This window comes from Rhizohabitans arisaemae, from assembly GCF_025996515.1.
Classification (GTDB): Bacteria; Actinomycetota; Actinomycetes; order Streptosporangiales; family Streptosporangiaceae; genus Rhizohabitans; species Rhizohabitans arisaemae.
The window spans coordinates 999,938-1,012,112 of the sequence record NZ_BLRH01000060.1; the positions used below are offsets into that span (position 1 = coordinate 999,938).

Genomic DNA, 12,175 nt, shown 5'->3' on the forward strand with positions numbered 1-12,175 from the left:
GCCGAGGCCGCAGTAGCCGTTGGGGATCTAAAACATGTACTGATTGATTCCATGGAACGCCAGTTCATCAGCCATCTCGCTCATCGAGACCATCCCATCGCCGCACCCGTCTCCGGCGCACAGGTCACCCGGCTGCTGCGCCGGGCCCGGCTACCGGAAGGGGCGAGAATCCTGGATCTGGGCTGCGGCGAGGCATCCTGGACGCTGCGTGCGCTCGCGCTGTACGAGGACGCGACCGCCGACGGCGTCGACATCTCCGCCGACGCGCTCAACACGGCCGAGGGGCACGCGGAGATCCAGGGCGTCTGGGAGCGCATTCGGCTGCACAAGAGGTCGGCCGAGGATTTCCCGGTGGCCGAGCGATACGACCTGGTGGTCTGCGTCGGGGCGACGCACGCGTTCGGCGGTCTGCGCCCCACCGTCGAACGCGTACGGCGCTACCTGCGGCCGAATGGGCTGGCGCTCATCGGCGAGGGTTTCTGGGAGCGGGAGCCGACGCCGGAGGCGCTCACCCGGCTGGGCACCGAGCCCTCGGAGTACCTCGATCTGGCGGGTACCGTCGCCGTCGCCGAGTCCGCCGGCTTCGACACGGTCTATGCGTACACCAGTGACCTATCCGAATGGGACGACTACGAATGGTCCTGGACGGGGACCCTGCTGCGCTGGGCCAACGAGAACCCCGGCCCGGACGCCGAAACAGCCCGCGCGGCCGCCTTGGAGCACCGCGCCATGTGGCTGCACGGCTACCGGGGAATCCTGGGCTTCGTCACCCTCCTCCTCCAACGGAGAGGCTGACCAGTGCCGCTGCCATATTCCGAGTGCAGGCGCAGTGACCCCCTAACCGGGCTTCGACACAGCCGGATGTGGATCAGGCTTCGCCGGTGGTGAGGCCGACGGGGCAGCTCACGCCCGTACCGCCGATGCCGCAGTAGCCGTTGGGCACTTTGTGCAGATATTGCTGGTGATAGTCCTCAGCTGCATAGAATTCACCCGCTTTGGCGATCTCTGTGGTGATGTCGCCGTAGCCGGCGTCGTTGAGGACCTTCTGGTAGGAGTCCCTTGACGCGAGGGCCTGCTCCTGCTGTTCCGGGGAGTGGGTGTAGATCGCGGAACGGTACTGGGTGCCGACGTCGTTGCCCTGGCGCATGCCCTGGGTGGGGTCGTGTGCCTCCCAGAAGACGCGGAGCAGCTCGCCGTACGAAACCTGCGCGGGGTCGTAGACGACCCGGACGACCTCGGTGTGGCCCGTCCGCCCGCTGCACACTTCTTCATATGAGGGGTTAGGGGTGTATCCACCGGCATATCCGACGAGGGTGGAGACCACGCCCTTGGTCCGCCAGAAGATGCGCTCAGCCCCCCAGAAACAGCCGAGCCCGAAGTCGGCTATCTCTGTCCCGTCCGGGTACGGTGGGGCAAGAGGGGCGTCCAGGACGGCGTGCCGTGCGGGCACGGGGATGCTCTCATCCCGTCCGGGGAGTGCCTCCTCCGCAGAGATCATTCGGGTCTTGTCACGTCCAAACAGCCAGCCCATGGTGCCACCTCCACGCCCCACTGTGGCAGACGCCCCAGCGTAGGGCGACAACCCCGCCGGACTGTTTAGTATTCCTTAATAAATCTCAAGACTAGATCTAATTTGTCGTGAAACATGCTGAAGACGCAGAATCATCCTATGAAAGTGAACGATGCGTGAGTCCCAGCGGGGGGTGCTGTACGGCGCCGCCGCATACGGCATGTGGGGGCTCTTCCCGCTCTACTGGCCGCTTCTAAAGCCCTCCGGCGCCGTGGAGATCCTGGCCCATCGGATCGCCTGGTCCCTCCTGGTGGTCATCGCCATTCTGGCCCTACGCCGACACTGGTCCTGGGTGCGCGAACTCCTCAGCCGACCGCGCACCATCGGCCTGCTCGCACTGGCCGCCCTCATCATCTCCGTCAACTGGGGCGTCTACATCTACGGTGTCAACACCGACAGAGTCGTGGAAAGCTCCCTCGGGTACTTCATCAACCCGCTGGTCAGCATCCTCTTCGGTGTGGTGGTCTTCCGTGAGCGGCTGCGTCCGTGGCAGTGGGCGGCGGTCGGCCTCGGTGCCGTCGCCGTACTGGTGCTGACGGTGGACTACGGCAGACCGCCATGGATCGCCCTGATCCTCGCGGCGACCTTCGGCACCTACGGCTTGGTCAAGAAGGTGGCCCAAGTCGGCGCCGCCGAAAGCCTCGCGGTCGAGACGCTCTTCCTGGTCATCCCCGCGCTCGGATACATCGCCTTCCTCTACGGCCAGGGCGCGTCGACCTTCGGAGACCACGGGGCCGCTCACACGACTCTGATCGTGGCATCCGGGATCGTCACGGCCATCCCGCTCATCCTGTTCACCTCGGCGGCCCTCCGTGTGCCGCTCACCACGATCGGCCTGCTTCAGTACATCGCGCCCGTCCTGCAGTTCCTCGCCGGGGTGTTCATCGCCCGCGAGGCGATGCCGCCGAGCCGCTGGATCGGTTTCGCCATCGTCTGGGTCGCACTCATGATCTTCACCTGGGACGGTCTCCGCGAAACCGCCAAAGCCAAGGCCAGGACCCTCGAAAGCACTCCTCCGCTCCCCGAACCCGAGCGGGTCTGACCCGGCATCCCGTACGGCGGCACGCGGCCCACTCCACCCCCGGTCCCGTACGGCGACAGCCTGGTCACTGTGGTCGGTGTCCACGCCGAACCAGGCTCCCACCCGCCCGGCAACCCAGACCAGGTGATCGTTGCGCTATCCGCACCCCCAAGGGGGCACACACCACAACGATCATGCGAACAACGCACGGCCACAGACACGCGGGCCCCGGGACTCCACCAACACCAAGCCGGCGCAGCCCGTTCACCAGGTGATCGTTGCGCTGACTGCACCCCATGGGGTGCGCACACCACAACGATCATCTGTGGGTTCGGCGCATGGTGTGACCGGTTCAACTGCGGGGTGTGATCTGACCCTCGCGGAAGGCCGGAGGCGGGTCTGTACACGTCCCTGATCGGGCGTCGGCCCAACGGCCGGAAAACGACTGCATCCCGTACGGCGACAGCGTGGTCGCCGGACGGGACGGTCAAGGATGGAACGGTCAGCCGGTACGGCTGACCACGTAGCCGCAGAGAGCTTCGAAGGCTGCCTTGGCGGGGATGTCCGGCAGGCCGGAGATGTCGGCCTGGGCGCGGTCGGCCCAGGACTGCAGCTCGGCCCGGGCACGGTCCATCGCCGGGTTGGCCCTGAGCAGGGCGAGCGCCTCGGCGTGCAGGCCGTCGTCGGTGAGGTCTCCGCTGAGCAGGTCCCTGAGCTTGTCGTCACCGGGGTCGGTGGAGGCGAGCACATGCAGGACCGGAAGGGTACGGATGCCCTCCTTCAGGTCGGTACCAGGGGTTTTCCCGGATTCGACCGAGGAGGAGGCGATGTCGAGGATGTCGTCGGAGAGCTGCCATGCCACCCCGATCGCCTCGCAGGCCCGGGTGATCCTGTTCACCACGTCGGCGGGGGCGCCGGAGAGCATGGCCCCGAACTGCCCGGAGGTGGCGATGAGGGATCCGGTCTTGTCGGCGAGCACCTGGAGGTAGTGCTCGATCGGATCGTCCCCGTCCGCCGGTCCGATGGTCTCCTTGATCTGGCCGCGGACCAGCCGGGAGAAGGTCTCCGACTGGATCTGAATGGCTTCCTCGCCGAGGTCGGCGAGGACCCGGGAAGCCCGGGCGAACAGGTAGTCGCCGACGAGGATGGCCAGGGTGTTGCTCCACCTGGCGTTGACGGAGGGCGTGCCCCGCCGGACGAGTGCCCCGTCCATCACGTCGTCGTGGTAGAGGGTGGCGAGGTGGGTCAGCTCGACCACCACGGCCCCCGGCACCACACCGGGGGCGTCGGCGGCGCCGAACTGGGCCGCGAGCAGCACCAGCGTGGCCCGGAACCGCTTGCCTCCCGGCATGAGGTGCTGGGACGCCTCCGTGATGAAGGCGTCCTCACTCACGACCGCTTCACGGAGTCGGGATTCGACCGCCTCCAACCCGGTGGACAGGGCGGTGGCCACCTGTTCGTCGACGAACGGGAGGTCCACAACCGGCGGGGAACCCATCAGACTCCTTTAGTAAACGAACAGCGAGCGGGCGGCGGCCCCGGCGAGGTCCAGCATCGGCTGGGGCAGCACCCCGAGGACCACGGTGACCGTGGCGGCGAGGGCCACGACCAGCGCGGTGCCCACCGTGGGCGCCGCGATGACCGGCCCGTCGGCCGCCGGCTCGCTGAAGAACATCAACACGATGACACGAGCGTAGAAGAACGCCGCGATCGCCGACGTCACGACACCCACGATCACCAGAGGAGTCGCCCCTCCGGCAACAGCCGCCTGGAAAACAGCATATTTCCCGAGAAATCCGGAAGTAAGCGGGATTCCGGCGAATGCCAGAAGGAAGAACGCGAACACCCCGGCCAGAATCGGCGACCTCTTGCCGAGCCCCGCCCAGCGGGACAGGTGCCCGGCTTCGCCACCGGTGTCCCTGACCATTGTGACGACCGCGAACGCGCCGACCGTGGTGACACCGTACGCCGCCAGGTAGAACAGGATCGAGGAGAGCGCGACCCGGTTCTGCTCCGGACCCCCGGTGGCCACGAACGCGGTGAGCAGGAAACCCGCGTGCGCGATCGAGGAGTAGGCGAGCATCCGCTTGATGTCGGTCTGGGTGATAGCCAGGATGACGCCGATCACCATGGTGAGGATGGCGACCCCCCACAGGATCGGGCTCCAGTCCCAGTCCAGGTTGCCGAGGGCGACCCAGAAGACCCGCAGGAGCGCGCCGAACGCCGCGACCAGCGTGCCCGAGGCCATCAGCGCGGTCACCGGGGTGGGCGCGCCCTGGTAGACGTCGGGCTTCCACGCCTGGAACGGCGCCGCACCGATCTTGAAGAGCATGCCGACCCCGAGCAGGGCCGTACCCAGGACGAGCAGCGGGTCCATTCCGCTGACGGTGCCGAGAGCGGCGCTGATCTTCGCCAGGTCGAGCGAGCCCGCGTAGCCGTACAGCATCGCGATGCCGTACAGGAGGAATCCCGAGGAGAACGCGCCGAGCAGGAAGTACTTCACCGCGGCCTCCTGCGAGAGCAGGCGGCGACGGCGGGCGAGCCCGCACAGCAGGTACAGCGGGAGCGACATGACCTCCAGGGCCACGAAGAGCATGAGGAGGTCGTTGGAGGCGGGGAAGATCAGCATGCCGCCGATGGCGAAGAGCGCGAGGGGGTAGACCTCGGTCTGCGCCTGTCCCTCCAGGACGGCCTCCTGCTCCTCGGCGCTGCCCGGCACCGCGGCCGCCTGGGCGACGAACTGCCCCTCGTCGTTCATCAGCAGCACGCTGATGAAGGCGAGGACCAGGATCGTCCCCCAGAGGAAGAGCGTGGTGCCGTCGATGGCGAGCGCCCCCATGACCGCCACGGTCCTGGTCTTGTCCACCGCGAGCAGCACGGTGAGGACGAACGCGCCGGCGATGGCGAGCAGGGTCAGCGGGATGTGGAACGCCGAGCGCAGGTGACGCGGGGCGAACGCCTCGACCAGCACGCCGATGATGGCCGCGCCGAACACCAGCAGAAGCGGCGCGATCTCCAGGTACTCAATCGTGGGCGCCGAGATCACTGGCCTGCCCCCTTCTTGTCGGCGCTGGCCGGTACGGCCGGCTGCGGCTCGGTCACCGAGACGCTCTGCAGCGTGTGGTGGACCGCCGGGTTGATCACGTCGAGCACCGGCTTGGGATAGAAGCCCAGCACGATGATCACCGCGATGACCGGGGCGAGCACCCACTTCTCCCGGCCGTTGAGGTCGGGCATGTTCCGCACCGACTCGGCGGTGGGCCCGTTCATCATCCGCTGGTACATCCAGAGGATGTAGATCGCCGCCAGGACCATGCCGAGCGCCGCGATCACCGCCGGGACGATGTAGCGCTCATAGGTCCCGATGAGCACGAGGAACTCCGAGACGAAGGTCGACAGGCCGGGCAGCGCCAGACCGGACAGACCCGCGATCAGGAAGGCGCCCGCGAGCACCGGAGCGATCTTCTGCACGCCGCCGAAGTCGTCGATGCGCTGCGATCCCCGCCGGTAGATGAGGAACCCGGCGATGAGGAAGAGCGCCGCGGTGGAGAACCCGTGGTTGACCATGTAGAGGGTCGCCCCCGCGCCCGCGTCCCGGGTCATCGCGAACACCCCGAGGGTGATGAACCCGAAGTGCGAGATCGAGGTGTAGGCGATGAGCCGCTTGATGTCGCTCTGGCCGATCGCGACGATCGCCCCGTAGATGATCCCGATCACCGCGAGGGTGATCACGAGCGGGGCGAAGTACTTCGACGCGTCCGGGAAGAGCTCCAGGCAGAACCGGAGCATTCCGTAGGTCCCGACCTTGTCCAGCACACCCACGAGCAGGACGGCGGCGCCGGTGGGCGCCTGGGCCGCGGCGTCGGGCAGCCAGGTGTGGAACGGCCACAGCGGGGCCTTCACCGCGAACGCGATGAAGAATCCGAGGAACAGCCACTTCTGGACGTTCGGGTCCTGGATCGCCCCGATGAGCTCGGGGAACATGAAGGTGTTCTTGTCGGCGACCACATAGAGCGCGATGACGGCCACCAGCATGAGCAGGCCGCCGAAGAGCGAGTACAGCAGGAACTTGACCGCCGCGTAGGACCGCTGCGGACCGCCGTACGACCCGATCATGAAGTACATCGGGATGAGCATCGCTTCGAAGAACACATAGAAGAGGAAGACGTCGGTGGCCGCGAAGACACCGATCATCATCGCCTCGAGGACGAGCAGCAGGGCGAAGTAGGTCTTGGCGGACCGCTTCGGCTTCGGCGCCGCCGCACCGGACTCCGGCACCGTCCCGGCCTGGTCGGCCTCCCGCCACGAGGCGAGCACGACGATCGGCACGAGGATGGCGGAGAGCACGATGAGGACGAGCGCGATCCCGTCGACCGCGACGCCGAAGCTCACCCCGAAGCTGGGGATCCAGCTGTACTTCTCGGCGAACTGGAACCGGTCGCCCGACGGGTTGAACTGAACCGCCATGGCGACGGTCAGCGCCAAGACGATCAGCGACACCAGCAGGGTGAGCTGCTTGGCGAGCTGTTCACGCCCCTTGGGGATCAGCGCCACGCCGACGGCGCCCAGTACCGGCACGCCCATCAGGATCGAGAGCCAAGGCATCACAGGGTCCCTACCAGGAGCAGGGCGCCGGTCACGAGGACCGCACCGACGAACACAAACATTGCGTACGAGCGGGCGAAGCCGGTCTGTACCCGCCGGAGCCGGCCCGACGTTCCGCCGATCGTCGCCGCGAGGCCGTTGACCAAGCCGTCCACCCCTCGGTTGTCAAACCAGACCGAGACCCGGGTGAGCCATTGGCCGGGCCGCATGAACAGCGCCTCGTTCAGCGCGTCGCCGAACAGGTCCCGCCGGGCGGCGACGGTGGCGAACGAGCCACGCGGTGCCACCACGGGGACCGGGCGCTTGCCGTACATCGTCCAGGCGATCCCGATACCGGCCAGGACCAGCACGAACGTGATGATCCCCGGCGGAGCGAGCGGCTGGAAACCGTGGTACTCCGGACCGGGCGCGCCGATGACCGGGGCGAGGAAGGTCATGAACCGGTCGCCCAGCACGAGGAAGGCACCGCCGAACACCGAACCGATCGCGAGCAGGATCATCGGCCCGGTCATGTTGGCGGGGGACTCGTGCGGGTGGGTGTCCGGCTCCCAGCGCTTCTCCCCGAAGAAGGTCATGAAGACCATTCGGGACATGTAGAAAGCGGTGAGCGCCGCGCCCAGGATCGCCGCGGCACCGAGGATCCAGTGCTTCTGCACGGCGGCCTCGATGATCGAGTCCTTGGTGAACCAGCCCGCGAAGGGCGGGATCCCGATGATCGCCAGGTAGCCGAGCATGAACGTGCCGAACGTAATCGGCATGATCTTGCGCAGCCCGCCGTACCTGCGCATGTCGACCTCGTCGTTCATGGCGTGCATGACCGAGCCGGCGCCGAGGAACAGGCCGGCCTTGAAGAAGCCGTGCGTCAGCAGGTGGGCGATGGCGGCGACGTAGCCGACCGCCCCGCCGAGCCCCGCCGCCAGGAACATGTACCCGATCTGCGACATCGTGGACCCGGCGAGGCCCTTCTTGATGTCGTCCTTGGCACAACCGATGATCGCACCGAACAGGAGCGTCGCCGCTCCGACGATCGTCACGACGAGCTGGGCGGTCGGCGCGGCCTCGAAGATCGGGCTGGACCGGGTGATCAGGTAGACGCCCGCGGTGACCATGGTCGCCGCGTGGATGAGGGCCGAGACCGGGGTCGGGCCCTCCATCGCGTCCAAGAGCCAGGCCTGCAGCGGGAGCTGGGCGGACTTGCCGACCGCGCCGAGCAGGAGCAGGAGGCCGACCGCGGTCATCACGCCGGCGGAGGCTCCGCCCACGTTCTCGAAGATCGGCTTGAAGCCCACGGTGCCGAAGGTGGCGAAGAGCGTGAAGATGCCGATCGCCAGGCCGACGTCGCCGACCCGGTTGATGATGAACGCCTTCTTGGCCGCGACGGCCGCCGACGGCTTGAACTGCCAGAACCCGATCAGCAGGTAGGAGGCGAGACCGACGCCTTCCCAGCCGATGTAGAGGCCCACGTAGTTGTCGGCCAGCACCAGCAGGAGCATCGCGGCGACGAACAGGTTGAGGTAGCTGAAGAACCGCCGGCGATCGGAATCGTGCGACATGTAGCCGATCGAGTAGATGTGGATGAGCGTGCCCACACCGGTGATCAGCAGCGCGAAGGAGATCGAGAGCGGGTCGATCAGCAGACCCATCTTGACGTCCAGCGAACCCGCGGGGATGAAGTCGAACAGGGCGATGTCCAGCCGGCGCTGGGCCGGGTCCCGGCCGAGCAGCGCGACGAACGTCAGGACCGCGACCACGAACGAGGCGAGCGACATCGCGACGCCGAGGAGATGACCCCAGCGGTCGGTACGGCGTCCGCCCAGTAGCAGGATGGCCGCACCGGCGAGCGGCAGAGCGATCATCAGCCAGGAGACGCCGATCACGCCACCGCCGGAGTACTGGGTGATCTCAGCAGGCGACACTTGTGGCCCCTCAGTACTTCAGCAGGTTGGCATCGTCAACAGACGCCGACCTGCGGGTTCGGAAGATGGTCACGATGATGGCGAGACCCACGACGACCTCGGCCGCCGCGACGACCATCACGAAGAACGCCATCAGCTGCCCGTCGAGGTTCCCGTGCATCCTGGAGAACGCGACGAACGCGAGGTTGCAGGAGTTGAGCATGAGCTCGACGGACATGAACACCACGATGGCGTTGCGGCGCACCAGCACGCCGATCCCGCCGATGGTGAACAGCAGGGCGGAGAGCACCAGGTAGTGCGTGGTCACTTCTCCTCCTTCTCCCCGCCGGGCGTCTCCGCCTCAGCCTCGCGGGTAAGACTCATGGACTCCTCCTCGGCGTCCCGCTCGCGGGCGGCCGCCACATAGGACTTGACCATCTCGGGGTCGGTGGGGCGGACGACCGCCCCCGACTCGTGCCGGGCGATGACCGGACTGACCGAGAGGGGCGAGACCGATCCGTCCGGCAGCAGCGCGGGCATGTCGATCGCGTTGTGCCGGGCGTAGGTGCCGGGGCCGGGCAGGCCCGCCGGGTTGTCCGTGAGGAACCGGTCGCGCGAGAGGTCCTTCTGGGTCGGCTTCGCCCGCAGCCGCTCCCGGTGCGCGAGCACCATCGCGGCGAGCGCCGCGGTGATGAGCAGCGCCGAGGCGACTTCGAACGCGAAGACGTACCGGGTGAAGATGAGCTCCGCGACCGCGGGGACGTTACCGGCCTTGGTCACCTCGGCCAGGCCCTTCGGCGCGCCGAGGGCGACGTTGCCGATCGCGAGCCCGAGCAGCGCCGCGAAGCCGAGACCGGCGATCGCCGCGTAGAACCGCTGACCCTTGATCGTCTCGACGAGTGAGTCCGAGGAGTCCACGCCCACGAGCATGAGCACGAACAGGAACAGCATCAGCACCGCGCCGGTGTAGACGATCACCTGGACCACGGCGAGGAACGGGGCGTCCTGTACGGCGTAGAGCACCGCGAGCGACAGCATGACCACGGCCAGCATGAGGGCCGAGTACACCGCCCGGCGGCTGAAGACCATTCCGAGCGCCGCGGTCACGGACACCACCGCGAGCACCCAAAACGTGATGGCTTCACCCATCTTTACGTCCCAACCGGTAGTAGTCCTCTTCGGTGTCGCCCAGACGCATGGGGTGAGGCGGCGCCTCCATCCCCGGGCTGAGCGGCGCGAGCAGCATCTCCTTGGTGTAGATCAGCGATTCGCGGCTGCTGTCCGCGAGCTCGTACTCGTTGGTCATCGTGAGCGCCCGGGTCGGGCACGCCTCGATGCAGAGTCCGCAGAGGATGCAGCGGAGATAGTTGATCTGGTACGTCCGGCCGTACCGCTCACCGGGCGAGTAGCGCTCGGTCTCGGTGTTGTCGGCGCCTTCCACGAAGATGGCGTCCGCCGGGCAGGCCCAGGCGCAGAGCTCGCAGCCCACGCACTTCTCCAGGCCGTCCGGCCAGCGGTTGAGCTGGTGCCGGCCGTGGAACCGGGGCGCGGTGGGCCGCTTCTCCTCGGGATACTGAACGGTCGCCACCTTCTTGAACATCGTGGAGAAGGTGACCCCGAACCCCTTGACGGGGTTCAGCCAGTCGGTCAGTCCCTTGGCGGGCTCAGACTTTGGCTTCACTCGTGACCTCCTTGGAGTCGGCCCGGGTCACGGCCGGCCGCGAGCTGACGCCGTGGTAGTGGGGCAGGTCAAGCGGCGGTACGGGGAAGCCACCGGCGGTGGGCTCGTTGCGCAGCCGCGCGAACTCCTCCCGTACTTGGGCCTGCTGGTCCTTCTTCTTCCGCTCGCGCGAGGTGTCGAACGCGTAGTACAGGACGCCGATCACCACGACGATCACCCCGAGCATCGCCATCACCAGGGTCCTGTCGCCGCCCTCCAGGCGGAGCGCCCGCACGGTGGCGACGAGGACGATCCAGGCGAGGCTGATCGGGATGAGGAGCTTCCACCCGAGTGCCATGAGCTGGTCGTACCGGACCCGGGGCAGCGACGCCCGCACCCAGACGAAGAAGCAGAAGGCGATCACGAGTTTGCCGAAGAACCAGAGCATCGGCCACCAGCCGGTGTTGGCCCCGTCCCAGAGGGAGATCGGCCACGGCGCCTGCCAGCCGCCGAAGAACATGGTGATGGCGAGCGCCGAGACGGTGAACATGTTGACGTACTCGGCGAGCATGAACATCGCGAACTTCAGCGACGAGGAGTACTCGGTGTGGAATCCGCCGACGAGTTCGCCTTCGCCTTCCGGCAGGTCGAACGGGACCCGGTTCGTCTCACCCAGCATGGTGACGACGTAGATGAGGAAGGACGGGAAGAGCATGACCACGTACCACGAGGGCAGCGGGATGCTCAGTCCGCCGATCTCCCAGGTTCCCCCGGCCGCCTGCGCGTTCACGATCTCCGAGGTGGAGAGGGTGCCGGCGAAGAGGAAGACCGCCACCAGGGAGAGCGCCATGGCGATCTCGTAGGAGATCACCTGGGCGCTCGACCGCAGACCGCCGAGGAGCGCGTACGGCGAACGCGAACCCCAGCCGGCGAGCACGATGCCGTAGACGCCCATGGACGCCATCGCCAGGACGAAGAGCACCGCGACCGGCAGGTCGGTGAGCTGGAGCGGGGTCTGCACCCCGAACATCGACACCATCGGCCCGAACGGCACGATCGAGAACGCGAGGAACGCGGGGACCGCGATGATGACCGGCGCCAGGAAGAAGACGACCCTGTCCACCGTGCGTGGCATCAGGTCTTCCTTCAACCCCATCTTGAGGCCGTCGGCCACCGACTGCAGCAGGCCGAACTTACCCGCCCGATTGGGGCCGTACCGGTTCTGCATGCGGGAGATGAGCTTGCGTTCGGTCCAGACGCCGAACAGCACTCCGAGCATCAAGAACACGAAGATGAACACGGCCTTGATCAGGCTGATCCACCAGGGATCCTTGCCGAAGTCGGCCAGGCTGGGCCCGATCGGCCCTGCCAGCATTGTGGTCATCGGTAGCTCACCATTCCTCGCTCGCCACGCGTGCGGTGCT

The 12,175-nt window shown here is 67.2% G+C and carries 11 protein-coding genes; 2 read left to right on the forward strand and 9 right to left on the reverse strand.

Features of this window, described 5'->3' with window-relative positions; all coding sequences use genetic code 11:
• Positions 1–51: 51 nt before the first annotated feature.
• Positions 52–795, forward strand: a complete 744-nt coding sequence (locus RUR_RS33020; protein ID WP_283139145.1) for an SAM-dependent methyltransferase — start codon at positions 52–54, stop codon at positions 793–795.
• Between the two features lie 73 nt (positions 796–868).
• Here the strand turns inward: RUR_RS33020 and msrA are convergent, their stop codons facing one another.
• Entirely contained in the window at positions 869–1,531 is a 663-nt protein-coding gene (gene msrA / locus RUR_RS33025; RefSeq protein WP_283139146.1) for a peptide-methionine (S)-S-oxide reductase MsrA, read from the reverse strand.
• 151 nt (positions 1,532–1,682) lie between these two features.
• Here msrA and rarD point away from each other — a divergent pair, with 151 nt between their 5' ends.
• Positions 1,683–2,612 carry an EamA family transporter RarD gene (gene rarD, locus RUR_RS33030; protein WP_283139147.1) on the forward strand — a complete coding sequence of 310 codons (930 nt, stop codon included), beginning with the start codon at positions 1,683–1,685 and terminating at the stop codon, positions 2,610–2,612.
• Between the two features lie 481 nt (positions 2,613–3,093).
• On the opposite strand, the gene RUR_RS33035 is transcribed toward rarD, so the two are convergent.
• From RUR_RS33035 to nuoH, 8 genes are all read right to left on the reverse strand, one after another.
• Positions 3,094–4,089 carry a polyprenyl synthetase family protein gene (locus RUR_RS33035; RefSeq protein ID WP_283139148.1) on the reverse strand — a complete coding sequence of 332 codons (996 nt, stop codon included), beginning with the start codon at positions 4,087–4,089 and terminating at the stop codon, positions 3,094–3,096.
• Between the two features lie 9 nt (positions 4,090–4,098).
• Positions 4,099–5,637, reverse strand: coding sequence for an NADH-quinone oxidoreductase subunit NuoN (nuoN, locus tag RUR_RS33040; protein WP_283139149.1), 1,539 nt, complete (start codon positions 5,635–5,637; stop codon positions 4,099–4,101).
• A complete protein-coding gene (locus RUR_RS33045) occupies positions 5,634–7,196 on the reverse strand; it encodes an NADH-quinone oxidoreductase subunit M (protein WP_283139150.1) in 1,563 nt (520 codons plus the stop codon). The genes nuoN and RUR_RS33045 overlap by 4 nt, the downstream gene beginning before the upstream one ends.
• Positions 7,196–9,052, reverse strand: a complete 1,857-nt coding sequence (nuoL, locus tag RUR_RS33050; protein ID WP_283139871.1) for an NADH-quinone oxidoreductase subunit L — start codon at positions 9,050–9,052, stop codon at positions 7,196–7,198. The genes RUR_RS33045 and nuoL overlap by 1 nt, the downstream gene beginning before the upstream one ends.
• A 70-nt stretch (positions 9,053–9,122) precedes the next feature.
• Entirely contained in the window at positions 9,123–9,419 is a 297-nt protein-coding gene (gene nuoK, locus RUR_RS33055) for an NADH-quinone oxidoreductase subunit NuoK (protein WP_283139151.1), read from the reverse strand.
• Positions 9,416–10,240, reverse strand: a complete 825-nt coding sequence (locus RUR_RS33060; RefSeq protein ID WP_283139152.1) for an NADH-quinone oxidoreductase subunit J — start codon at positions 10,238–10,240, stop codon at positions 9,416–9,418. Before RUR_RS33060 ends, nuoK begins: the two co-directional genes overlap by 4 nt.
• On the reverse strand, positions 10,233–10,742 hold the full coding sequence (gene nuoI / locus RUR_RS33065) for an NADH-quinone oxidoreductase subunit NuoI (RefSeq protein WP_283139872.1): 510 nt from the start codon (positions 10,740–10,742) through the stop codon (positions 10,233–10,235). Before nuoI ends, RUR_RS33060 begins: the two co-directional genes overlap by 8 nt.
• Positions 10,743–10,755: 13 nt before the next feature.
• On the reverse strand, positions 10,756–12,135 hold the full coding sequence (gene nuoH, locus RUR_RS33070) for an NADH-quinone oxidoreductase subunit NuoH (RefSeq protein ID WP_283139153.1): 1,380 nt from the start codon (positions 12,133–12,135) through the stop codon (positions 10,756–10,758).
• Positions 12,136–12,175 lie beyond the last annotated feature (40 nt).

What these genes read in the sequence shown, in the direction of transcription:
- rarD (WP_283139147.1), top strand. Translation starts at nt 1,683, where the DNA reads ATGCGTGAGTCCCAGCGGGGGGTGCTGTACGGCGCCGCCGCATACGGC.
- nuoL (WP_283139871.1), bottom strand. Translation starts at nt 9,052, where the DNA reads ATGATCGCTCTGCCGCTCGCCGGTGCGGCCATCCTGCTACTGGGCGGA.
- msrA (WP_283139146.1), bottom strand. Translation starts at nt 1,531, where the DNA reads ATGGGCTGGCTGTTTGGACGTGACAAGACCCGAATGATCTCTGCGGAG.
- nuoH (WP_283139153.1), bottom strand. Translation starts at nt 12,135, where the DNA reads ATGACCACAATGCTGGCAGGGCCGATCGGGCCCAGCCTGGCCGACTTC.
- RUR_RS33045 (WP_283139150.1), bottom strand. Translation starts at nt 7,196, where the DNA reads ATGCCTTGGCTCTCGATCCTGATGGGCGTGCCGGTACTGGGCGCCGTC.
- RUR_RS33060 (WP_283139152.1), bottom strand. Translation starts at nt 10,240, where the DNA reads ATGGGTGAAGCCATCACGTTTTGGGTGCTCGCGGTGGTGTCCGTGACC.
- RUR_RS33035 (WP_283139148.1), bottom strand. Translation starts at nt 4,089, where the DNA reads ATGGGTTCCCCGCCGGTTGTGGACCTCCCGTTCGTCGACGAACAGGTG.
- RUR_RS33020 (WP_283139145.1), top strand. Translation starts at nt 52, where the DNA reads ATGGAACGCCAGTTCATCAGCCATCTCGCTCATCGAGACCATCCCATC.